At 68.0% G+C, this 21630-nt stretch carries 21 protein-coding genes; 9 read left to right on the forward strand and 12 right to left on the reverse strand.

From position 1 onward, the window contains the following. Window positions 1–52: 52 nt before the first annotated feature. From XarbCFBP7408_RS10765 to XarbCFBP7408_RS10780, 4 genes are read left to right on the forward strand one after another with little or no spacing between them, the layout of a single operon-like run. Window positions 53–1249, forward strand: a complete 1197-nt coding sequence (locus tag XarbCFBP7408_RS10765; protein WP_104562936.1) for a beta-ketoacyl-[acyl-carrier-protein] synthase family protein — start codon at window positions 53–55, stop codon at window positions 1247–1249. Beyond that, complete coding sequence (locus XarbCFBP7408_RS10770) at window positions 1249–2022, forward strand: beta-ketoacyl synthase chain length factor (RefSeq protein ID WP_104562937.1); 774 nt, start codon at window positions 1249–1251, stop codon at window positions 2020–2022. The genes XarbCFBP7408_RS10765 and XarbCFBP7408_RS10770 overlap by 1 nt, the downstream gene beginning before the upstream one ends. Further along, entirely contained in the window at window positions 2019–2840 is an 822-nt protein-coding gene (locus tag XarbCFBP7408_RS10775; RefSeq protein WP_104562938.1) for a glycosyltransferase family 2 protein, read from the forward strand. The genes XarbCFBP7408_RS10770 and XarbCFBP7408_RS10775 overlap by 4 nt, the downstream gene beginning before the upstream one ends. After that, complete coding sequence (locus XarbCFBP7408_RS10780; protein ID WP_104562939.1) at window positions 2837–4459, forward strand: NAD(P)/FAD-dependent oxidoreductase; 1623 nt, start codon at window positions 2837–2839, stop codon at window positions 4457–4459. The genes XarbCFBP7408_RS10775 and XarbCFBP7408_RS10780 overlap by 4 nt, the downstream gene beginning before the upstream one ends. A 295-nt stretch (window positions 4460–4754) precedes the next feature. On the opposite strand, the gene fabG is transcribed toward XarbCFBP7408_RS10780, so the two are convergent. The 10 genes from fabG to xanC form a co-directional block, all read right to left on the reverse strand. Further along, complete coding sequence (fabG, locus tag XarbCFBP7408_RS10785; RefSeq protein WP_104562940.1) at window positions 4755–5492, reverse strand: 3-oxoacyl-ACP reductase FabG; 738 nt, start codon at window positions 5490–5492, stop codon at window positions 4755–4757. A gap of 168 nt (window positions 5493–5660) precedes the next feature. Continuing rightward, window positions 5661–6101, reverse strand: coding sequence for a phosphotransferase (locus XarbCFBP7408_RS10790; protein ID WP_104562960.1), 441 nt, complete (start codon window positions 6099–6101; stop codon window positions 5661–5663). Continuing rightward, window positions 6088–8454 (reverse strand): MMPL family transporter, encoded by a 2367-nt coding sequence (locus XarbCFBP7408_RS10795; protein WP_104562941.1) that lies wholly within the window; start codon window positions 8452–8454, stop codon window positions 6088–6090. The genes XarbCFBP7408_RS10790 and XarbCFBP7408_RS10795 overlap by 14 nt, the downstream gene beginning before the upstream one ends. Next, window positions 8444–8668 carry a hypothetical protein gene (locus XarbCFBP7408_RS10800; RefSeq protein WP_104562961.1) on the reverse strand — a complete coding sequence of 75 codons (225 nt, stop codon included), beginning with the start codon at window positions 8666–8668 and terminating at the stop codon, window positions 8444–8446. Before XarbCFBP7408_RS10800 ends, XarbCFBP7408_RS10795 begins: the two co-directional genes overlap by 11 nt. A 138-nt stretch (window positions 8669–8806) precedes the next feature. Then, complete coding sequence (locus tag XarbCFBP7408_RS10805; RefSeq protein WP_104562942.1) at window positions 8807–9454, reverse strand: LolA-related protein; 648 nt, start codon at window positions 9452–9454, stop codon at window positions 8807–8809. After that, complete coding sequence (locus XarbCFBP7408_RS10810) at window positions 9378–10352, reverse strand: acyltransferase (RefSeq protein ID WP_104562943.1); 975 nt, start codon at window positions 10350–10352, stop codon at window positions 9378–9380. Before XarbCFBP7408_RS10810 ends, XarbCFBP7408_RS10805 begins: the two co-directional genes overlap by 77 nt. Next, entirely contained in the window at window positions 10349–10576 is a 228-nt protein-coding gene (locus XarbCFBP7408_RS10815; protein WP_258072106.1) for a hypothetical protein, read from the reverse strand. Before XarbCFBP7408_RS10815 ends, XarbCFBP7408_RS10810 begins: the two co-directional genes overlap by 4 nt. A 71-nt stretch (window positions 10577–10647) precedes the next feature. Beyond that, complete coding sequence (locus XarbCFBP7408_RS10820; protein WP_104562945.1) at window positions 10648–11397, reverse strand: lysophospholipid acyltransferase family protein; 750 nt, start codon at window positions 11395–11397, stop codon at window positions 10648–10650. A gap of 53 nt (window positions 11398–11450) precedes the next feature. After that, complete coding sequence (locus XarbCFBP7408_RS10825; protein ID WP_181106456.1) at window positions 11451–12134, reverse strand: ketosynthase; 684 nt, start codon at window positions 12132–12134, stop codon at window positions 11451–11453. A gap of 37 nt (window positions 12135–12171) precedes the next feature. Beyond that, entirely contained in the window at window positions 12172–12441 is a 270-nt protein-coding gene (gene xanC, locus XarbCFBP7408_RS10830; RefSeq protein WP_011260626.1) for a xanthomonadin biosynthesis acyl carrier protein XanC, read from the reverse strand. A 292-nt stretch (window positions 12442–12733) separates the two neighbouring features. On the opposite strand from xanC, the gene XarbCFBP7408_RS10835 reads away from it, so the two are divergent. Both XarbCFBP7408_RS10835 and XarbCFBP7408_RS10840 read left to right on the forward strand, forming a co-directional pair. Further along, a complete protein-coding gene (locus XarbCFBP7408_RS10835) occupies window positions 12734–14116 on the forward strand; it encodes an NAD(P)/FAD-dependent oxidoreductase (protein ID WP_104562947.1) in 1383 nt (460 codons plus the stop codon). Then, window positions 14113–15120 (forward strand): pteridine-dependent deoxygenase, encoded by a 1008-nt coding sequence (locus XarbCFBP7408_RS10840; RefSeq protein WP_181106431.1) that lies wholly within the window; start codon window positions 14113–14115, stop codon window positions 15118–15120. The genes XarbCFBP7408_RS10835 and XarbCFBP7408_RS10840 overlap by 4 nt, the downstream gene beginning before the upstream one ends. A gap of 71 nt (window positions 15121–15191) precedes the next feature. Here the strand turns inward: XarbCFBP7408_RS10840 and XarbCFBP7408_RS10845 are convergent, their stop codons facing one another. Continuing rightward, window positions 15192–16535 (reverse strand): AMP-binding protein, encoded by a 1344-nt coding sequence (locus XarbCFBP7408_RS10845; RefSeq protein WP_181106429.1) that lies wholly within the window; start codon window positions 16533–16535, stop codon window positions 15192–15194. Window positions 16536–16900: 365 nt separating this feature from the next. Between XarbCFBP7408_RS10845 and XarbCFBP7408_RS10850 the strand changes: the two genes are divergently transcribed. The 3 genes from XarbCFBP7408_RS10850 to XarbCFBP7408_RS10860 all read left to right on the forward strand — a co-directional run bounded on the left by XarbCFBP7408_RS10850 (window position 16901) and on the right by XarbCFBP7408_RS10860 (window position 20844). Further along, window positions 16901–19261 (forward strand): S9 family peptidase, encoded by a 2361-nt coding sequence (locus XarbCFBP7408_RS10850; protein ID WP_181106454.1) that lies wholly within the window; start codon window positions 16901–16903, stop codon window positions 19259–19261. A 309-nt stretch (window positions 19262–19570) separates the two neighbouring features. Further along, window positions 19571–20287 (forward strand): hypothetical protein, encoded by a 717-nt coding sequence (locus tag XarbCFBP7408_RS10855; protein ID WP_104562950.1) that lies wholly within the window; start codon window positions 19571–19573, stop codon window positions 20285–20287. Beyond that, on the forward strand, window positions 20284–20844 hold the full coding sequence (locus XarbCFBP7408_RS10860; RefSeq protein ID WP_104562951.1) for a hypothetical protein: 561 nt from the start codon (window positions 20284–20286) through the stop codon (window positions 20842–20844). The genes XarbCFBP7408_RS10855 and XarbCFBP7408_RS10860 overlap by 4 nt, the downstream gene beginning before the upstream one ends. A 340-nt stretch (window positions 20845–21184) precedes the next feature. Here XarbCFBP7408_RS10860 and XarbCFBP7408_RS22750 read toward each other — a convergent pair whose 3' ends face one another. Then, a complete protein-coding gene (locus tag XarbCFBP7408_RS22750) occupies window positions 21185–21526 on the reverse strand; it encodes a hypothetical protein (protein WP_181106427.1) in 342 nt (113 codons plus the stop codon). Window positions 21527–21630 lie beyond the last annotated feature (104 nt).

Here is a 21630-nt window from a genome sequence, read left to right on the forward strand (position 1 = left end):
CCCACTTCTTGCCAGCCAGACCACCGTGAGCCACGCGCAGCATTCGTCCCAGATGGCGCCGGTCGCCGTCACCGCTTTTACGTCCACCACCGCGCTCGGCGCCGGGCTCGATGCCCAGGCCACCGCCCTGATTGCTCGCCGCAGCGGCATGCGTCGCAACGATTTCGGCCCGCAGCCGCTGGCGTGCTGGATCGGCCGCGTCGACGGCGTGGAAGACGTGGTGCTGCCGGAGGCCCTGCAAGGCTGGGACTGCCGCAACAATCGCCTGGCCTGGCTGGCCCTGCAGCAGGACGGCATGGCCGAGGCGGTGCAGGCCGCCGCGCAGCGCTACGGCGCCGAGCGCGTGGCGGTGATCATCGGCACCTCCACCTCCAGCATCGGTGCCAGCGAAGAGGCCTACACGCGGCTGCTCGAAGACGCCGACGGCGCGCGCTTCCCCGACGACCTGGATCGCCCGATCGTGCACACCCCGCACTCGTTGGGCGACTTCGTGCAGCACGCCACCGGCCTGCGCGGCCCGAGCGTGACCGTGGCCACCGCCTGTTCGTCCAGCGCCAAGGTGTTTGCCCAGGCCGCGCGCCTGATCGACGCCGGGGTGGTGGATGCCGCCCTGGTCGGTGGCGTGGACACCTTGTGCGGCAGCGTGCTGTTCGGCTTCAACTCGCTGCAGGTGGTGGCGCCGGAGCTGTGCCAGCCGTTCGATGCGCGCCGGGTCGGCCTGAGCCTGGGCGAGGCCGGCGGCTTTGCCCTGCTCGAACGCACCGCCGCCGCGCCGGACGCAACGCTGTGGCTGTACGGCTATGGCGAATCCAGCGATGCGCACCATATGTCCGCCCCGCATCCGCAGGGCCTGGGCGCGCAGCTGGCGATGCGCGGCGCACTCGAACGCGCCGGCCTGGAGCCGGCCGCGGTGGGCTATCTGAACCTGCACGGCACCGCCACCCCGGCCAACGACAGCGTCGAAGCCGCCGCGGTGGCGGCGATCTTCCCGGCCACCCTGCACGCCAGCTCGACCAAGGCCTGGACCGGCCACACCCTGGGCGCAGCCGGCATCGTCGAGTCGGTGATCGCGCTGCTGGCGCTGCGCGACGGCGTGCTGCCGGGCACGCTCAACAGCGCAGTGCCCGACCCCGCCTGCGGCCCGCAGATCCGTTTCGACAATGCCCATTCCAAGATCGATTACGCAATGAACAACTCCTTCGGTTTTGGCGGCAACAACTGCTCGCTGCTGTTCGGGCAGGCCCGCTGATGCTGGCTGCCAGCATCGAGGGGATCGGCTTCTGGACCCAGGGCCTGCCGAGCTGGGACGCCGCGGCGGCGTTCGTGCGTGGCGGCGCGCTGCAGGACACCGGGGCACGCCCGGCGCCGCAGCTGCTGGCCGCCAACGAGCGCCGTCGCGCACCGGACACGGTGGCGGTCTCGCTGGAGGCCGCGCTGGCCGCCTGCACCGCCGCCGGCCGCGAGCCGGCCAGCCTGCCGTCGATCTTCACTTCCACGTACGGCGACCTGGCCATCTCCGACTACATGTGCACCACCCTGGCCAGCGACCCCACGGCGATCTCGCCGACCAAGTTCCACAACTCGGTGCACAACGCCGCGGCCGGCTACTGGACCATCGGCGCCGGGGCGATGACTCCGGCCACCGCGATCAGCGCCAGCCTGGGCAGCTTTGCGCAGGGCTTGCTGGAGGCGCTGGTCCAACGTGCCGCCGGCATGGACGCGGTGCTGCTGGCCGGCTACGACGCCCGCTCGGTCGGGCCGCTGGGCCGGGTCGCGCCCAGCCAGGGGCTGCTCGGCGGTGCGCTGGTGCTGGGCACGCCCGGCCAGGCCGGCAAGCCGCAGTTGCGGGCGCGGCTGGACGACGGCACGCCGACGCCGGGCGCCGGCCCGCTGGCGCGGCATGTCGCCGCCAATGCGATGGCGCCGATGCTGCCGTTGTTCGACCTGATCGCCACTGGCGGCGCAAGCGTGGCGCTGTACGCCGGCCCGGGGCGGGTGTTGCGCGTGGAGCTCCAGCAGTGAGCCGGCAGCCGCTGACCCGCGAGGACACCGCGATCCTGGTGCCGGCGCTGAACGAGTCGCTGCGCATCCGCGAAGTGGTCAACGATGCGCTGACCTATTGCTCCAACGTGATCGTGATCGACGACGGCTCCGACGACGGCACCGCCGACTGCATCGCCGGCCTGCCGATCACCTTGATCCGGCACCCGCAGCGCAAGGGCAAGGGCGCCGCGCTGCGCAGCGGGTTTGCGCAGGCGCAGCGGATGGGCATGCGCGCGGTGATGACCATGGACGGCGACGGCCAGCACAAGGCCGCCGATTTCCCGCGCCTGTTGGCCGCGGCCAACCGCCACCCCGGCTGCGTCATCGTCGGCGCCCGCATGCGCAAGCGTGCCACCCAGCCCACCATCCGCCGTATCGGCAACGATTTCGGCGACTGGGGCATCGCCTGGGCCTGCGGCTTCCAGCTGGTCGACAGCCAGAGCGGCCAGCGCCTGTATCCGGCCTCGGTGTTCACCCTGCCCGACGTGCCCGGCGAAGGCTTCGTGTTCGAGGCGCAGCTGCTGATTTCCGCCGCACGCCAGGCCGGCGCGCGCGTGGTCGCGGTGCCGATCGAAACCCGCTACGCCGGCACCTCGCCGGGCGCGTTCCGCAAGAGCCATTTCCGCCTGGTACGCGATCTGTGGGAAATCACCTCGCATGTGGTGGTCCAGGCCTGGAGCTACGGGCATATCTGGCGCGAGTACCGCCGCGTGCGCGCCAACCCGGTGCTGATCGACGACGCTGACGGCGAATTTGCTACTGTGCCGGCGGTCACCAGGAGCAAGCCGTCCCCATGAATGCACAGCGTGCCGATGTCGTCATCACCGGCGGTGGCCTGGCCGGCCTGAGTCTGGCCCTGCAGCTGCGCCAACGCGATCCCGCGCTGGCGATCACCGTGCTGGAACGGCGCGCGCACCCGGTGCGCGAGGCGGCGTTCAAGGTGGGCGAATCCACGGTGGAAATCGGCGCGCATTATTTTGCCGAGGTGCTGGGCCTGCGCGAGCATCTGGAGACCGAGCAGATCCGCAAGTTCGGGTTCCGCTTCTTCTTCTCCGACAAGCGCGAGGACATCGACCGCTGCACCGAGCTGGGCGTCAGCCGGATCCTGCCGACGCCGTCGTGGCAGATCGACCGCGGCCGCTTCGAAAATTTCCTCGGCGAGCGCGCCCGTGCGCAGGGCATCACCTTCCTCGACAGTTGCAGCGTCAAGGGGGTGGACCTGGCCGATGACCAGGCCGACCACGCCGTGCGCTACGAGTGCGCCGGCGAGGCCGGCACGCTGAGCGCACGCTGGGTGGTGGATGCCAGCGGCCGCGCCGGCCTGCTCAAGCGCAAGCTCGACCTGGCGCAGGACAACGCACACGACGCCAATGCGGTGTGGTGGCGCGTGGAAGGCCTGATCGACCCCAATGGCTGGTCGCAGGACAGCAGCTGGCTGCAGCGTTGCACGCCGCCGGACCGCTGGCGCTCGACCAACCACATGTGCGGGCCGGGCTACTGGTTCTGGCTGATTCCGCTGTCGTCCGGCGCGCATTCGCTGGGCATCGTCTGCGATGCGTCGATGCATCCGCTGGACACCATGAACACCCACGACAAGGCGATGACCTGGCTGCGCACGCATCAGCCGCAGGTCGCCGCCACGCTCGACCAGGCCGACTACCGGCTGCAGGACTTCCTGTTCCTGCGCAACTTCTCCTATGGCTGCAAGCAGGTGTTCTCGCCGCAACGCTGGGCGTTGACCGGCGAAGCGGGCGTGTTCCTGGACCCGTTCTATTCGCCCGGCAGCGACTTCATTGCGATTTCCAACACCTACATCTGCGAACTGATCGGCCGCGACCGCGCCGGCAGATCGCTCAGCCCGTATGTCGAGCTGTATCAGCAGCTGTATTTTTCGTTCTACGAAAACACCTTGACCCTGTACCAGGACCAGTACGCGCTGTTCGGCGATGCGCAGGTGATGCCGGTCAAGGTGATCTGGGATTACACCTATTACTGGTCGCTGCTGGCGCCGCTGTTCTGCAGCGGACGCATCGCCGACCTCAGCCTGCTCTCACGCATGAAGTCCGATTTCTTCTATGCGCGCGACATGAATCTGGCCATGCAGCGCGTGCTGCACGACTGGGGCCAGCACAACACTGCACGCGGCCTGGCCGCCGACGATGGGCGCCTGCTCGATCAATACCTGATCGGCTGGTTCAACGAACTCAATGGCGCCTTGAACGACACCCTCGACGACGATGCCTTTGCCGCACGCATCCACAGCAACGTGGCGCAGATGGCGGTGCTGGCACGCGAGATCCTGCAGCAGGCACGCCAGCGTCATGCCGCGCTGCCGGACCACGGGCTGGACGCCTTGACCGCCAACGCCATCGGCGAGCCGATCCTCACCGCCGCCTGGTACGCCGACGCGGCGTGAGCTTGATCGAACGCGCCGGCAACGGCGCGTTTTTGCTTGCTGTTTGTTTGCTTGGCGCTCGCGTGCTGCACGAGCGCGAGCTGGTGATGAAGATCGACCAAACCGGCAACCAAGCCGGTCTGCACTGCTCGCAACCATGCACACCGACCATCTCGACTGGTCCTTGCCGGCTCACCGTCGCGGGACCTTACGCGGCATGGATGCCGCGTAAGAGCTTACAAGGACGTACTTGCAGCGTGTCCCGCGATGGTGGGTGGGCAAGGGCCCTGCAGCGAACGTCGCAGATCCGCTGCGCTCAACCCATCCCACCATTGATGCCGATGACCTGGCCGTTGATGTAGCCGGCTGACTCCGAACACAGAAACGCGACCAATGCGGCCACTTCGTCGGGCTTCCCCACCCGGCCGGCCGGTACCAGTTGCTTGATCACTTCCGGCGCGAAGCTTTCGCCGACCATCTCGCTTTCGATCACGCCTGGCGCGACCACGTTGACGGCGATGCCGCGGCTGGACATCTCGCGCGACAGCGATTTGCTGGCGCCGTGCAAGGCGGCCTTGGCCGCGGCGTAGTTGGTCTGCCCGCGATTGCCCAGCACCGCCGACACCGACGACACGCTGACGATGCGGCCCCAGCGCGTACGCGCCATCGGCAGCAGCAGCGGCTGGGTGACATGGAAGAACCCGTGCAGCGACACGTCGATGACCCGATGCCACTGTTCGGCGTTCATGCCGGCCATCGGCGCATCGTCGTGGATGCCGGCGTTATTGACCACGATCTGGATCGGGCCGCCCTCCAGCAGGCTTGCCAGCGCCACCGCACTGGCCTGCGCATCGGCCACATCGAATGCCACCGCCTCGGCGCTGCCGCCGTCGGCCACGATCGCTGCAACCACGTCATCGGCGCGGGCGATATTGCGATTGGCATGCACGATCACATGGCGTCCCTGCGCCGCCAGCTGACGGCAGATCGCACCACCAAGATCGCCGCTGCCGCCGGTGACCAGGGCGCGGCGCTGTGGAATGGAAGTGCGCATGGAAGCCTCGATGAAAGCCGCAGACACGACGGCGGAAAGAGCCTCATCCTAACGACTCGCAGCAGGCACAGGAATAGATCGCCCGCATTGATCGCCCACATTCGGTAGGAGCGCGCTTGCGCGCGATGAGGCTTTAGCGGTGACGCTTCATCGCGCGCAAGCGCGCTCCTACGGGGCCTGCGCGGCGCCCAGCATCACCGTGGCGCGCCCTTCGGCGAGCAACTGCGCGCCGTGGCTCAGGCGAAAACTGTATTGCTGGCTGTCCTCGCCCTGCAGCAACACCTGCGCTTCGCAGACGATCGCATCGGGCAGGTCGTCCAGATACGCGACATGCAGGTCCACCGCACGCAGCGCCACCAGCATGCCCGGGCGCACCGGCTTGCCCGATTCCCGGCCGAGCAAGCCGCCATGCACGGCCATGGCCTGCGCGCCGTATTCGCATAGATGCAGCGCGCGCAGGCGTCCGTTGCACCGCAGTGGATGCGTGTCGCTGCGATGGGCATCGCTGCGCAACACGATGCGCTGCGCATCCCAGTCCAGCACTGCTTCCCACAGGCACATGCTGCCCTGGTGCGGAATCAGCGCGGCGATCGCCTCACGTCCCTGCATGTACATCTCCGTGTCTTGCGCGCTCCAGCGCCGGCTCGCGCGATACCAGCAAGGCGAGGATGAAATTGAACAATACCCCCAGCGCCACCGTGCTGCCGATCGCACGCAACACCGGAATGCTGGAAGCGGCCAACAACGCGAACACCAGCAGCGTCATCAGGCTGCACACGATGAGCGCGTGCAATGTGCGCAGCTGGTCGGCGTGATCGTCGCCGGCATGGTCGAAGAACAACGCGTAATCCAGGCCCAGGCCTGCTGCCAGGATCAGCGCGATCAGATGGAACAGATTGAGCTCAACACCCATGCCGCGCAGGATCGCCAGGATCAGCACCGTGGTCAGCGCCATCGGCAGCAATACGCGCACGATCCGGCGCGGGCTGCGCAACGCGATCGCCACCGTCACCGCCAGCAACAGCGCGGCCAGCACCAGCGCGCCGAGCACACGCCCGCGATACGCGGCCACCAGGGATTCGGAGGCATCCTTCAGATCCAGCAACTGTGCGCCGCTGCCTTGCACGGCGGCGGCCAGCACCGACGGATCGCGCAGGCCGGTCAACGACACCAACGCGGTGCTGCGATCGCCACGCCCCAGCAGCAGCCCGCCGACCGAGGTCGCCAGCGGCGATCCGGCCAGGTCCTTCAGCACCAGCGGCGCAGCGCGCCTGGCAGTGTCCAGGTCCTGCAGGAACGGCGCGAACGCATCGCTGCGAAACGGCGTGGCGGCCACCGCAGTGTCGGTCAATGCGCGCGCCTGCGCAGCATCCGGCAACGCGACCTGGCGCGCACGCTGGGTCTTGATGCTGGGCAAATAGCGCGCGGCCATGTCGTAACCGGTCAGCGCGCCGTCGCGCACCAGCGCATCCAGGCGCGGGCGCAGCTGCTCGCTGGCCTGCAACGCAGCTTCGTCGTTCGCTGCAGGCAGCGCGAGCACGTAACGCACGTCGGGCGCGCCCAGCTCCTGGCGCAGATGCGTGTCCTGCGCCAGTGCCTTGGGCGGCACCGGGGTCAATTTCGACAGATCGTTCTGCCAGAACTGCCCCGGCGCGAACGCGATCACCGCGATGCCGACCAGCGCAATCGCCACCAGGCTGATGCGCGGCCGCGGCAGGCGCGCGATGCCGCGCCACAGCGCGGCGAGCATGCGCGAATCGGCGTAGTCGCGCGGTGCCGGGTCAATCAACGACGGCAACAGCCACCGCGTGGTGATCGCGGCGGTCGCCAGCCCGGCGATGGTGAACACCGCCAGCTGCCGCAAGCCGTCCACACCGGAAAACAGGAAGGTCACATAGGCAATGCAGGTGGACACCACCCCGGTGGCCAGCGTCGGCCACAGATGCCGCGCGTTGTCGCGTGGATCCAGACCCGGACGTTGATGACTGAACAGGTGGATCGGGTAATCCTGCACCACGCCGATCAGGGTGAAGCCGAAGGCCACGGTGATGCCATGCACGCCATCGAACAGCAGCGCCACCGCAGCCAGACCGGCCAGGCCGGCGCTGGCCAATGGCAACACGCCGAGCACCGGAATCTTCCAGCTGCGGTAGGCGACCAGCAGCAACAGCACCAGGCCCACCGTATCCAGCGTGCCGATCCACTGTGCCTCGCCCTGCGTGCGCGCGGTGATTTCCACCGCGAATGCACCCGGCCCGGTCAATGTCAGCCGCGTGGCGGTGCCCTTGCTGACCTTCGCGAAGGCCGCTTGCACGGCGTCGTAGGCCAGCTGCTGGCCGGTGGGGTCGAACCCGGCCGCGCGCGTCTGCACGATCAACAGCGCCGAGCTACCGGCACGATCGAACCACACGTCGTTGCGCGTCTGCGGCGCCGCGGCCGGCTGCAGGGTGTCGGCCAGATGCAGCACTTCCAGCGTGGGGTCGCGCGGCAGCAACGGCTCCACCATGGCCGCTGCCGGCGACCCCAGATCCTGCACGCGCGACTGCAATGCCGCTTGCAGGGTGTGCGCATCCAGCGGCGTGGTGTCGAAGCTGTCGCTGAGCAGATAGCGATACGGCAGCAGGCGCTCGGGGATCGCATCCAGCCCCGCAGTGCCGCCGTTGCCGACCAGCTCGAACAGCTGCGGCTGTGCGGCCAGGGCCTGCTGCAACTGCTGCGACTGCTCGGCAAGCACGGCCGGGTCGCTGTTGGACAATGCCATCAGCAGCAACCGCGAGCCAGGGCCTTCGCCGAGTTCTTCGATCAGCAGTTTTTGCGCCGGCGTGCGCGGGGCGGGCATGAATTTGCGCAGATCGCCGGTGACCTTGAGCGTCTCGCTCAACCAGAACCCGGCCACCGCCAGCAATGCCAGCCACAGCAGCGCCAGGCCGATGCGGCGGTTTGCGTTCAACTTAAACGCCATGCGCAAGCCTCGCTATGCCAGCGGAACGTCCACCGGCCGCGCGCGCGGCATCGGGCTGCAACGGCGCTTTCTTCTTTCTGAGGGCGGGCATGAATTTGCGCAGATCGCCGGTGACCTTGAGCGTCTCGCTCAACCAGAACCCGGCCACCGCCAGCAATGCCAGCCACAGCAGCGCCAGGCCGATGCGGCGGTTTGCGTTCAATTCAAGCGCCATGGTGTGCATGCCCTGCAGCAACGACCGAACGCCCGCCGGCCGCGCGCGCGGCTTGCGATGTCTTCGGCAGCACGCGCGTTTTGGCTGCGAATGGTGTGATTTTTCTGGAGACGACCGACGCAATCATCTTGTGCGCAGTCACGCGCCCGCACCGTGGCAGAGCGTGGTCAGTGCGGCGGCATCGGTCACGCTGGCCGCCTCGCGCGCCGCGCCGGCCAGCAGCGTGCGCTGCACGTCGCCCTTGGCCGGCACGCTTTCGATGCAGCGCAACTCGTCATTGCGCCCGTACAGCCGCAACTCGCGTACCTGCTTGGCCACGGCGGCGTCCTTGGGCTGCAGCGTCAGTTGCCAGGCCTGCGGCTGGCCCTGCCCGCCGATGCGGTAGTGCTGCTCCAGCAGCGCGCGGTCGCCGCCCAGCAACGCGCCGAAGCCGGACTTCAAGCCGGCCAGTTCGGGCACCCGGCTCAGCGAAAAACGCCGCGGCGATTTGCCTTCGCGTTCCAGCACGCCCTCGTCGCCCTGCAACGTGGTGGTCTCGCGATACGGCGCGCTGACCTCGCGCACCAGGGTCTGCGCGTCCGGGCGACGGTAATGGCCCTGCACGCGCAACGGCGTCTTCAGCAGCGCCGAGCCGCGCAGTTCGACGAACTCGGTACTGACCGGTGCGGGGCGTGCCAGGCGCTGCAGCACCTGGCCGACGTCCAGCGCCTCAGGCGGTGCGGCGCATAGCGGTGCGGCGCTGAACAGCAGTATCAGCATCCACGGCAGGGTGCGGCACATCGGCATGGTGGGTGTTCCAGAAATCGTAGAAGTTGAACCAGTTGTACGGCGCGTAGCGTGTGTAATGTTCCAGCCTGGCGGCGTAATCGCGCATGAGTACCGCCAGCACCGGTGCGCGCTGGCGACGCGGCACGTCCAGGCCCTCGCTGAAGGTCTCGAACGCCAGCTCGTAATGATTGCCGCCGCGGTACAGGCCGAACGCCAGCACCACCGGCACCTTCAGCGCCGCGGCGATCAGCCACGGCGAGGTCGGGAACATCGCGTTGCGGCCGAGGAACGTCGCCGGCAACGCCGGGTCGCCCTCGCGCGGGCGATCGATCAGCAGCGCCACCAGCGCACCGGCGTCGGTGGCGTCCTTGATCGCCATGACGATCGAGGTGGCGTCCATGCCGGCGTCAATGATGTTGGCGGCCAGCTGCGGATTCAGCGCGCCCAGCAGCTCGGTCATGGCGCGGTTGTGGGCCTTGTCCAGCACCACCTTGACCTGCACGTCCGGCCGCTCGGTGGCCAGCACGCGCAGCGCATCGAAGCTGCCCAGGTGCGAGCCGAAGATCAGCACGCCGCGGCCGCGATCCATCTGCGCATGCAGCTGGTCCAGCCCGGTGATGTCGACCCGGAAGCGCTGCATCTGCCCACACAGCATGTACACGCGGTCCAGAATCGTCGAAGCGAAGGTGTGGATATGCCGCGCCACATCGCGCAGCGTGGCCGGGCGCTCCAGCACGCGCGTCAGATAGGCACGCGAGGCGCTGCGCTCGGGCGCACGCACCAGCAGGAAGTACAGCGTGATCGGATACAGCAGCGCGCGTCCCACCGCGCGCCCGGCGTGCCGGGCGATGCCGCGGATCAGCCACAACGCGAAACGTCCACCCCCTTCCGGGCGCTGCTTCCACTGACTGCTCATCGCGCCGCCTCCGCCACCAGTTCGCCGCTGACCAGCAGCTCGTCGGCGCGCTGCACGCGAAAGCGCCAGCGTGGGCCGGCGCCATCCAGCGTGACCGAGGCGGTCTGCCCCGGCAGCAGCGGCTGCACGAACTTCACCTGCGGCAGGCGTGCCGCCGCACGCGGGCCATGCAGCGCTTCCACGGCCTGCAGCACATGGTCGAGCACGACCACCCCAGGCACCACGGGACGCCCCGGAAAGTGCCCGGGCAGGCAGGGATGATCATGCGGCACGACGAAATCCATAAGCGCGAAACTCAGATCCTGGGTTGAAGCATTGCAGCCACGGCCTTGTGGGCCTGCTCGGTCAGTTGTTGGCGATCCGGCGCATCCGGCCCGGTCACCGCGATCGGATCGCCGATCCGTACCCGGATGATGCCGGGACGCACCCTGAACACACCATCCACCGGCAGCACCTTGCCGCAGCCATCCAGCGCCACAGGAACCACCTGCACGCCAGCATCGATAGCGGCCTGCAGTAGCCCGGCCTTGAATGGCAATAATGCGCCAGTACGGCTGCGCGTCCCTTCGGGAAACAGACACAACTGCTTGCCCTCGCGCAGCAGCGCGGCAGCCTGCCGGCGCACCATCGCCCCGGCACGGCGGCTGTCGCGGTCCAGGAACAGCATGCCGGTGGCGCGCGCATACCAGTTCACGAACGGCACCTTGAGCATTTCGTCCTTGAGCAGGAAGCGCAGCGGCACCGGCAAGGCGTGGAACAACGCGCAGATATCGATGATCGACTGGTGGTTGCTGACGAACAGATAGTTCCTGGACCAGTCCACGCGCTCGCGGCCTTCCACGATCACCGTGGCGCCGGCACCGCGAAACAGCACCGGCGCCCACATCCACGCGCCCATGCGCAGCAGGCGGTCGGTATCGCGCGTGATCGCCAGCAACGCCAGGGCGTAGACGATTCCGCCAGCGGTAAACGTCAGCGTAAAGGCCAGTTGCAGCAGATTGAACACGGCCCACGCCAGGCGCGACGGCATCCTTGCCAGCGGCATCTTTGTCTTGTCCCCGAAAATGTGCACGTACGTCGCTGCCCCTGGCCACGCACTCAGCGCAGCAGATCGCGCCAGAAGTCCGGCCCGAGCCGCGCCATCTGGCGCAAGAAGTCTGGCAGATTACGATAGGGGCGCTGTGGAAACCAGCGGCCGCGCAATAGATATTCGCCCACGAAGAACCCGCCAACCACCCCGTACGCCAGCAGATTGGCAAACAGCGATGCGCGCGCGTCGCTGATCGGCAGCGGCGAGGCATGGCCCAGTTGCGTCAGCACGCCACCGGGTTCGGCGCACAGGCCCAGCACCAGGTTGACCAGGGTCAGCGGGCACAGCAGCAGCGCCCAGGCCAGGGTGAGGCGGCGCGTGTAGCGGTACTGCTCCGGGGTGATCGGCATGCCGGCCTGGCGATACAGCCCTTCGACGATCCGCGTGATCAACGGGGTGCGCCCACGGCGCAGGCTGCGGCCGAAGAACCAGGCAATCCAGCCGGTGAACACCACCGGCGGCGCGGCCAGCACCAGCATCGCGTACGGCGAGTGCCACAACGCGCTCAGGCCCAGCAGGGTCAGCACGGCCAGCGCCCAGGCCCAGGCCCGGCGCGCGACCATCGGTTCGATCAGCACCATCAGCACCAGCAAACCACCGGCGATGACGGCCAACTCCGGGCGATGGCTGGCGTTGGCCCAATGCGCCAGCGGCGAATACGCCACCGCCAGCAACACGCCCAGCCCCAGCACCCACGGGGGCGCATCGCCGGGCGCGGCGGTCGCAACCTCAGACGGTCTTGTTGGCTTCGACATGCGCCGACAATGCGCGCAGCGACGCGAAGATGCGACGGTTCTCGTCATTGTCCGAGCGCAGCTGGAAGCCATAGCGCTTGCTGATCGCCAGCGCCAGTTCCAGCGCGTCGATCGAATCCAGTCCCAGCCCGGTGTTGAACAACGGCGCCTCCGGGTCGATGTCGGCGGGCTGGACGTCTTCCAGGTTCAGGCTTTCGACCAGGAGTTCGGCCAGTTCACGTTCGGCAGCGGTTTGCGAGGACATCCAGAGAGCTTCCAGGTCAGGGGCGGGCGATAGATTCACAGCGAAATTGCAGAACAACCACCACAGCGGCGCAGACAACCGTCAGGTCGGCATCGGCGATGCTGCGGAGTACAGACAAGTGTACGTTGCCGGGCCGGCCGATTCCGAGCACCCGCCACGCCGACCGCGCAGGCCGTATTGCGAGGATGTCGATGGTTGTGCAACAGCGAGTCGGCGGCCGGCATACCTGTCCGGGCGGCCGGTCAGGCTATCATGACTGCATGACGCTCGCCCGCTGCAGGTTCGTTCCAGGATGACTTCCACCGCTGTTGGCCCTACCCCGACCGCCAAGCCGGCAGCCGGGCCGGCTCCCGGACCCGAGTGCCCGGATGTCCTGATCATCGGCGGCGGGCCGGCGGGCTGCGCGGCCGCCATCGTCCTGGCCCAGCAGGGCTGGCAGGTGACCTTGCTGGAGAAGGCGCAGCATCCGCGCTTCCATATCGGCGAGTCGCTGCTGCCGATGAACATGCCGATCCTCGAACGCCTGGGCGTGTTGGAAGAGGTGCGCGGCATCGGCGTGCTCAAGCGCGGCGCGGACTTCCCCAACGACAGCGGCGGCTACAACACCTTCCGCTTCTCGCATGCGCTGGAGGCCAAGGCCGATTTCGCCTTCCAGGTGCCGCGTGCGCAGTTCGACCAGATGCTGTTCGAACGCGCGCGCGCGGTGGGCGTGGATGCGCGCGACCAGGTCAAGGTCGACGCGGTGGAGTTCGACGGGCAGCAGCCGGTGCTGCAGGCGCAGGGCGTGGCGGGGATGCAGCAGTTCCGCCCGCGCTATCTGCTCGATGCCAGCGGCCGCGACACCTTCCTGGGCAACCGCCTCAAGCTCAAGCGCGCCAATGCCAGGCATCAATCGGCCGCATTGTTCAGCCATTTCCGCGGCGTGACGCGCCGACCGGGCGAGGATGCCGGCAACATCAGCATCTACCGCCATGCGCACGGCTGGATGTGGCTGATCCCGTTGCCGGACGACATCATGAGCGTGGGCGCGGTCTGTTACCCGGAATACATGAAGACCCGCAAAGGCGACAGCGAAGGCTTCTTCATGTGCACGCTTGCGCTCAACACCGAGCTGAGCGCGCGCATGCTCGGCGCCGAACGCGTGGCCCCGGTGCATGCCACCGGCAATTACGCCTACGAATGCACGCGCATGTCCGGCCCGCGCTGGTCGCTGCTGGGCGATGCCTACACCTTCGTCGACCCGATGTTTTCGTCGGGCGTGTTCCTGGCCATGCACAGCGCCGAGCGCGGCGCGGCGATGGTGGACCAGGCCCTGCGCATGCCGCAGCACGAGGCAAGACTGCAGCGCGCCTTGCAGCGCGAGCTCAAGCGCGGCGTGGACGAGTTCAAGTGGTTCATCTACCGCTTCACCTCGCCGACCATGCGCGCCCTGTTCGCGCAACCGCAGAACACCTGGCAGATCGAGCAAGCGGTGGTGGCGATGCTGGCCGGCGACGTGTTCGACAGCCCCAGGGTGCGCCTGCGCCTGCGCGCGTTCCGTGCCATCTATGCGCTGACCACCTTGTCGATGATGCCGCGCGCCTGGCAGTCCTGGCGCCAACGCCGACGTCAGGCCACGCTCGGCTTCGACGGCGACACCTTGCAACACGATACGCAACAACGAGATACGCGATGACCGCTTCCCAGGCCCAGACCACGCACCCTGTGCGCCATCCCCGCCTGCAGGTCGACTATGTCGATCAGACCGACCCATCGGCCTTGCTGGCCGACCCACAGGTGCTGGCCGTGTTCGGCTTCGGCACGGCGGCGCCGCGCCTGCACGACCCGCGCTACCTGCGCGTACCGCTGCAGCCGTATCAGGCCCACGTGCTGGAAGTGTGGCGCAGCGATGCGGCGGTACACAGCGGCCGCGATGGCAACATCGCCTGGGCCAGCGACGGCCGCCTGCAGTTCGGCGTGATCGAAATCGACGAGCAGGATGTCGATATCGAAGCCGCCGCCGCCAGGGCCTATGCGGAAATCACCGCCTTCGTCACCGGCAGCCGGACTCCGCGCCTGCTGCGTATCTGGAACTATCTGGACGCCATCACCCTGGGCAGCGGCGACCGCGAACGCTACCGGCAGTTCTGCGTGGGCCGTGCGCGCGGCCTGGGCGCCTTCGACAATGCGCAGCTGCCGGCCGCCACCGCGGTGGGACGCTGCGATGCCGAACGCATCATCCAGATCTACTGGCTGGCCGCCAGCGACGCCGGCACCCCGCTGGAAAACCCGCGCCAGGTCAGCGCCTACAACTACCCGCGCCAATACGGCCCGCAACCGCCGAGTTTCGCGCGCGCCATGCTGCCGCCGGCCGGCAGCGACATGCCGCTGCTGCTGTCAGGCACCGCCGCCGTGGTCGGGCATGCCTCGATGCACACCGGCCAGTTGCTGGCGCAGCTGGAAGAGACCTTCGCCAACTTCGACGCCCTGCTTGGCGCCGCCCGCCAGCACACCCCCGCGCTGCCCGCGCAGTTCGGCGCCGGTACCCGCCTGAAGGTCTACGTGCGCGAGCAGGACGACCTGCCCAAGGTCGCGCAGGCACTGGACGCCCGCTTCGGCGATGCGGTGCCGCGTCTGCTGCTGCACGCGGTGATCTGCCGCGACGAGCTGGCGGTGGAGATCGATGGGGTGCATGGGTGAGCGATTGCGGGCATCAGTACTGATGCCCGCTGCAGCCACGCAGCGGCAATGCTCGGTGGCGAGGCCTGCGCTCAGCCGTTGAGCAAGCCCAGCACCACATCGCGTGGCAGCTTGCCGGTTTCGTTGCGTGGCAGGGCGGCGAGTTTGCGCAGGCGGCGCGGCAGGAACACCGGGTCGACGCCGACGCGCAGGGCGGCGAGGATCTGCGCTTCGTCCAGGGCCGGGGCGACCACCAGTGCGGCGATGCGGCCGACCGCCTGACCGGGCTCGGGTGCGAGCTGCACGATGGTGCCGTCGACGACGCCCGGGATGGCCAGCAGGCGACGGGTCAGGTCGGCCAGCGAGGCGCGTTTGCCGGCGATTTCCAGCAGATCGGCCTGCCGGCCGCGCACCTGGAAACGGCCGTCGGCAGCCACGTCCATCATGTCGGCCAACAGCACCGGCGTGGCCAGATGCGGTGCGTGCACCAAGGTGCCTGCCGCCTGCGTTTCCAGGCGTACACCCGGCAGCGGTGTCCATGCCGCTTCCAGCGCAGTGCGGCGCACGGCGAACACGCAGGTTTCGGTGGACCCGAACATCTCGCGCACCTCGCCGCCAAACCGCGCTTCGGCGGCCGCGGCCACCTCCTGCGCCAGCGGCGCGGTGGCCGAGACGATGCCCACCAGCGGCGGCAACGCCACGCCGGATTCCACCAGCGCACGCAGGTGCACCGGCGTGGTCACCAGCACGCGCGGGGCAGGAATGTCCGATAGCGCACGCGCCACATCGTCCGGGAAGAACGGGCGGCCGGCATGCACCGCAAGCTCGGTCACCATCGGCAGCAGGACCGACAATTCCATGCCGTACATATGCTGCGGCGGCACCGTGGCGACCACGTGCGGCACCCCGTCGGTGTGCGCCCACAGGCTCTCCAGCGCGACCAGATCCTGGCGCGTGCTGGTCAGGAAGCTGCCCCAGGTCTTGCGGTTGGGCTGCGGGCTGCCGGTGCTGCCGGAGGTGAAGCCGATCGCCACCAGGGCGTCGTCGGCCAGCTGCGGGATCGGGCCTGCGGCCTGCGGCAATTCGGCCGGCAGTTGCCAATACCGCGGCGGCGCCAACTCCATTGCCAGATCGCCCAGGCAATATGCATCGGCATGCCGCGCCTGCACTTCGCCGACCACGGCCGGCGCGCGTGAGGACGGCAGCAACGACACCTGCCCGCGCAGCGCGCACGCATAGAACGCGACCATGAAGCGGTAGCGGTCTTCGCACAGATTCACCGCGTGGCGAGCGTCCGGCAGCTGCTGCGCCAGGCCGTGCACGTGTGCGATGAAGGTGGCCAGATCGACCGCCTGCCCCGCGCGCCAGGCCAGCGGCCGGCCGGGCGCACCGACGGCCATCGGGTGGGAAAAGGCAGCAACAGGCAGGCTGGACATGGGAACCGACGATCGCAAAAGCGCGTTAGCTTGGCCGCCACCTGCCCTGCTGGCAAGTCGGGCGGTTTCCGGCTGGGTCACGAGGGCCGCGCTCGGGAACTTCGGCGAGGCCCGTGCGCCAGGCGCATTCCAGCTCATTGCAGCTGCGCATCGCAGCTGGAGTGCATTGGCCCGCAGGCGCGTCCGCAGCCTGCGGGCCAACGTGCGCTCACCTGCTTGTGGTCGCGTTCGCCACTGGCCCGTGCCTTGCCCGTCGATGACGCACTCGCCCAGCGCGCACATGACCTGTGGCCCAAGTCCCCGACGGAAGCGAGCTGCTAGGCTTGTGCGCTCCTCGTTGCGTGCAGTTGTTACCGATGCCCAGATTGTTGCCGCTGTCCTTGTTGTTGCTGGCTGTCACCGCGCATGCGCAATCCGCCACACCGCTCACCATCGAACAGGTGATGGCCGATCCGGACTGGATCGGGCCGTCGGTGGATCAGGCCTGGTGGCAGTGGGACGGCAAACAGGCGCAATACCTGCTCAAGCGCGACGGTTCCCCGGTACGCGACACCTATCGCCAGGGCGCCGGCGGCGGCGGCGCCGAACGCGTGGCCGACACTGCACGTGCCGGCCTGGATGCGGATGACCCGAGCTACGACGCGACCCGCCAACGCATGCTGTTCGCGCGCAATGGCGACATCTTCCTGCGCGATTTGCGCTCCGGCGCGCTGACCCAGCTGACCCGCAGCAACGAGGTCGAATCGCGGCCGCAGTTCGCCAGCGACGGCGGCGCGATCTGGCGCGCTGGCAACAACTGGTACCACTGGCGCGCCGACGGCGGCACCGCACAGGTGGCGGTGGTCAAGGCCGAGCGCGACCCCAACGCCGCTCCCAAGGCCGATGTGCTGCGCGAGCAGCAACTGGCCACGCTGGCCACCCTGCGCCGCGACAAGCAGCAACGCGACGCGCTGCGCACGCAGGAAGACGCCTGGCGCCGCGCCGATGCCACACGTGCGGCAGCGCCGGTGTACCTGGGCGATGAGGTGGAGATCGTCGACAGCGCGTTGTCGCCGGACGGCCGCCACCTGCTGGTGGTCACCCAGGCCAAGGGTGCCGAAGAGGGCCAGGCCGGCAAGATGCCCAAATACGTCACCGAATCCGGTTACGAGGAATTCCAGGAAGTGCGCACCCGCGTCGGTCGTAACGCACCGGTGGCGCACACGCTGTGGCTGGTGGATGTGGGCGCCGGCACTGCAAGACCGCTGTCCTTCGACAGCCTGCCAGGCATTGCCACCGACCCGCTGGCGGCGCTGCGCAAGGCCTCCAAGCGCGACGCCCTCAAGGGCAACCGCGCCGTGCGCGTGGAAAGCGACGGCGATGGCAGCGGGCCGTCAGTGCACTGGAGCGACGACGGCCGCAACGTGGCGGTGGAGATCCGCGCGGTGGACAACAAGGACCGCTGGATCGCCAGCGTGGACCTGGACAACGCCAAGCTGCAGCCGCGTCACCGCCTCAGCGACAGCGCCTGGATCAACTGGGACTTCAACGATTTCGGCTGGCTGCCCGACAACCGCACGCTGTGGCTGCTGTCGGAAGAATCCGGCTATTCGCAGCTGTACACGGTGGAAGGCAACGGCAAGCCGCGCCAGCGCACGCGCGGCAAGTGGGAAGTGTCGATGCCGGTGCCCAGCGCCGACGGCAGCAGCATGTTCTTCCTGTGCAACCAGAAATGGCCGGGCGATTACGAGGTGTGCAAGCTGGACCTGCGCAGCGACCAGCTCAGCGAAGTCACTGCGTTGAATGGCGTGGAAGGCTTCAGCCTGTCGCCGAACGGGCAGCAGTTGCTGGTGCGTTACTCAGGCAGCTACCTGCCACCGCAGCTGGCGGTGGTGCCGGCCGCAGGCGGCCAGGCGACGCTGCTGACCGACACCCGCACGCCCGCGTTCAAGGCGCAGCCGTGGATCGCGCCGCAGTATGTGCAGGTACCGTCCAGGCATGGCGCCGGCACGGTCTGGGGCAAGTACTACGGGCCGCAGAACCCCGAGCCCGGCAAGCAATATCCGATCGTAATGTTCGTGCACGGCGCCGGCTATCTGCAAAACGTTTCCGAGCGCTACACGCCGTATTTCCGCGAGCAGATGTTCCACAACCTGCTGGTGCAGCAGGGCTACATCGTGCTGGATCTGGACTACCGCGCCTCCGAAGGCTACGGCCGCGACTGGCGCACGGCGATCTACCGCAACATGGGCCACCCGGAGCTGGAAGACTATCTGGACGGGCTGGAGTGGCTGGTGACGCAGAAGCAGGGCGACCGCGCGCGCGCCGGCATCTACGGCGGCTCATACGGCGGCTTCATGACCTACATGGCGCTGTTCCGCAGCCCCGGCACCTTCAAGGCCGGCGCGGCGCTGCGCCCGGTCGGCGACTGGATGCAATACAACCACGAGTACACCTCCAACATCCTCAACACGCCCGAGCTCGATCCCGACGCCTACAAGACCTCCTCGCCGATCAACTACGCCGACGGATTGCGCGACCATCTGCTGATCGCGCACGGCATGGTCGACGACAACGTGTTCTTCAAGGACTCGGTCGACATGACCCAGAAGTTGATGGAACTGCACAAGGACAACTGGCAGGTGGCGCCGTATCCGCTGGAACGCCATGGCTTTACGCGTGCCGATTCGTGGCTGGACGAATACAAGCGCATCCTCAAGCTCTTCAACGAGCAGGTGAAGCCGTAAGCCATGCCGCTGCGGCCGGGCGATGGGTGCTGCATCGCCCGGCCGGCGACATGGCGCGCAGCGCCAGCATCCACGCGCTGCGGCAAACGACAGATCGCCCAGGTTGCACGCGTGATGCGCTGCTAGGTCACCCGTCGCCATGCATCACCCTGCCCGGCACTCACCTGCACGTACGCAACTGGCCCTAAGCTTGGCGCAGGATCGGCAGATCGCTGGCGCATCGCGCTCCTTCTGCCGGCCCGCCGCCCGACCGGAGCGCCGCCGGCACCGCAGCGGTTTCCGATTCGCGGCGCGCAGAAGGTAATCGCGATGGGCCTGTGGGACCGTTTGTTTGGACGCAAGACCCCGGTGGCGAAGACGCCCCGAGCCGAACCGACCGCAGCGCCGGCAGCTGCAGCCGATGACACCGAGACCGAGGTCCAGATCGACCCGGCACTGCAGCCCGCACTGAGCCTGTTCCAGCGCGGCGATCAGCTGGGCGCCTACAACGCTGCGCAGGCGCAGCTGCACCTGGGTGCCGACGCGCAACGCCTGTGCGCACTGGCGTTGAGCGCGCTGGACCGCTATCGCGAGGCGTACCCGCACTGGCTGGCGCTGTACGAGCTGGAGCCCACCGCGCACAACGCATTGCAGTTGGCGACCACCTCGGTGATGTGCAACGAGATCGATCGTGGCGAACAGTGGCTGCTGACCTTCGACGACCTCAATGCGCAGGAGCGCTCCACCTCGCCGGCCACCGCACGCACCAGCTTCCTCACCGCACTGACCCGCGCCGGCCACGGTGCGCACGCGCTGCCGCACCTGGAATGGTTGCGCGAGGCATACGCCGGCATGTCGATCACCGACAGCCACTTCCTCTACGTGCGCGGGCTGCCCTTCTTCGAAGCCTTCCTGGAGCGCAGCACACCGTTGCTGCGCCAGTGCCTGCCGGCCGACGCGCTGCCCGGTTGGTACGCGCAACTGCAGCCGGCCCTGGATCCGGCTGGTCAAGCCGCGGTGGCCGCCCATATCGCAGCGCTGCAATGAGCGCGCCGACACCGCGCCCTCGACCGCGCGGCGGCTTCGTCACGCCGCTGGCGTGGGTGTCCCTGCTGCTGGGTGTCGTCAGTGCGATGTCCAACCTGGTGCAGATCGTGATGATCGTGCTGATGCCCGACGCGGCGGCGCTGGGCTTGCCCGAAGGGATCACCCTGCCCGCCTCCTTGCAGTGGCTGATCGATCATGCGTTGTCGTTGTCCGTCGTAGGCGTGGTGCTGTCGGTGGCCTTCGCATGGTTGAGCTGGGCCTTGCTGCAGCGACGCGAGTGGGCGCGGGTCGGGTTCGTGGCGGTGCTGCTGGTGACCGCACTGCTCAATGTCGGTGGCCTGGCGTTGATCGGGCCGCTGTTCGAGGGCGTGCAGGCGATGCTGCCTGCCGATGTCGTGCACAGTCCCGAGTGGCCGCAGCTGCAGGCCCGTCTGCAGGCAACCCGCCAGGCGGCGTTGCTGCTGACAGGCCTGGGCGTGGCGGCAATCGGCTGTCTCCACGCTGCGCTGGCATGGCGGTTGTGCACGCCTGCAGTGCGCGCCGAATTTGCCGCCTAGCGCGGGCGCAACGCATAAGGAAATCGAGACGTCGAGCCGTGGCGACCGTTAGACACGGCACGAGGCTTGAATCAAAGGTCCGGTGAGTCGAGGGCGATGCCCTCCCACTATCCAGGACACGCCGTGAATCCGTCTGTGGAGGCTTCCTGGCAGCATACATGCCGCCAAGGGTCCCGGAGCCGGTCAGGACACCGCACCAGGATGTTCTTAGGTTGCTTCATTGAAAGCCCGCTGATTGCTAGGCTCGTCTTGGGAAACTGATTGGGCGCGCTGCAACGACAACGCCGTCATGCTCTGCTTGTAGCCTGCACACCAACCATCTCCGGCGGTCCTTGCCCGCTCACCGTCGCGGAACCTTACGCGGCATGGATGCCGCGTAAGCGCCTACACGGACGTACTTGCGGCGTGTCCTGCGATGGTGGGCGGGCAAGGGCCCCGCAGCCAAACCGCCGATCGCATGCCCTGCTTCTGCTTCTGCTTCTGCTTCTGCTTCTGCTTCCGCTTCCGCTTCCGCTTCTGCTTCCGCTTCCGCTTCTGCTTCCGCTTCTGCTTCCGCTTCTGCTTCCGCTTCCGCTTCTGCTTCCGCTTCCGCTTCCGCTTCTGCTTCCGCTTCTGCTTCTGCTTCTGCTTCTGCTTCTGCTTCTGCTTCTGCTTCCGCTTCTGCTGCTTCTGCCTCGCCCACACTGCCCGGTCCCAACTAGGGCCTGTTAACACATCCGAAGCCCATCAACGACCAGGACGAAGTTGAGGAATCCAAGGAACATGACGTCCAACTTCTCGAAGCGC

This window comes from Xanthomonas arboricola pv. guizotiae, assembly GCF_002940205.1.
Classification (GTDB): Bacteria; Pseudomonadota; Gammaproteobacteria; order Xanthomonadales; family Xanthomonadaceae; genus Xanthomonas; species Xanthomonas arboricola_C.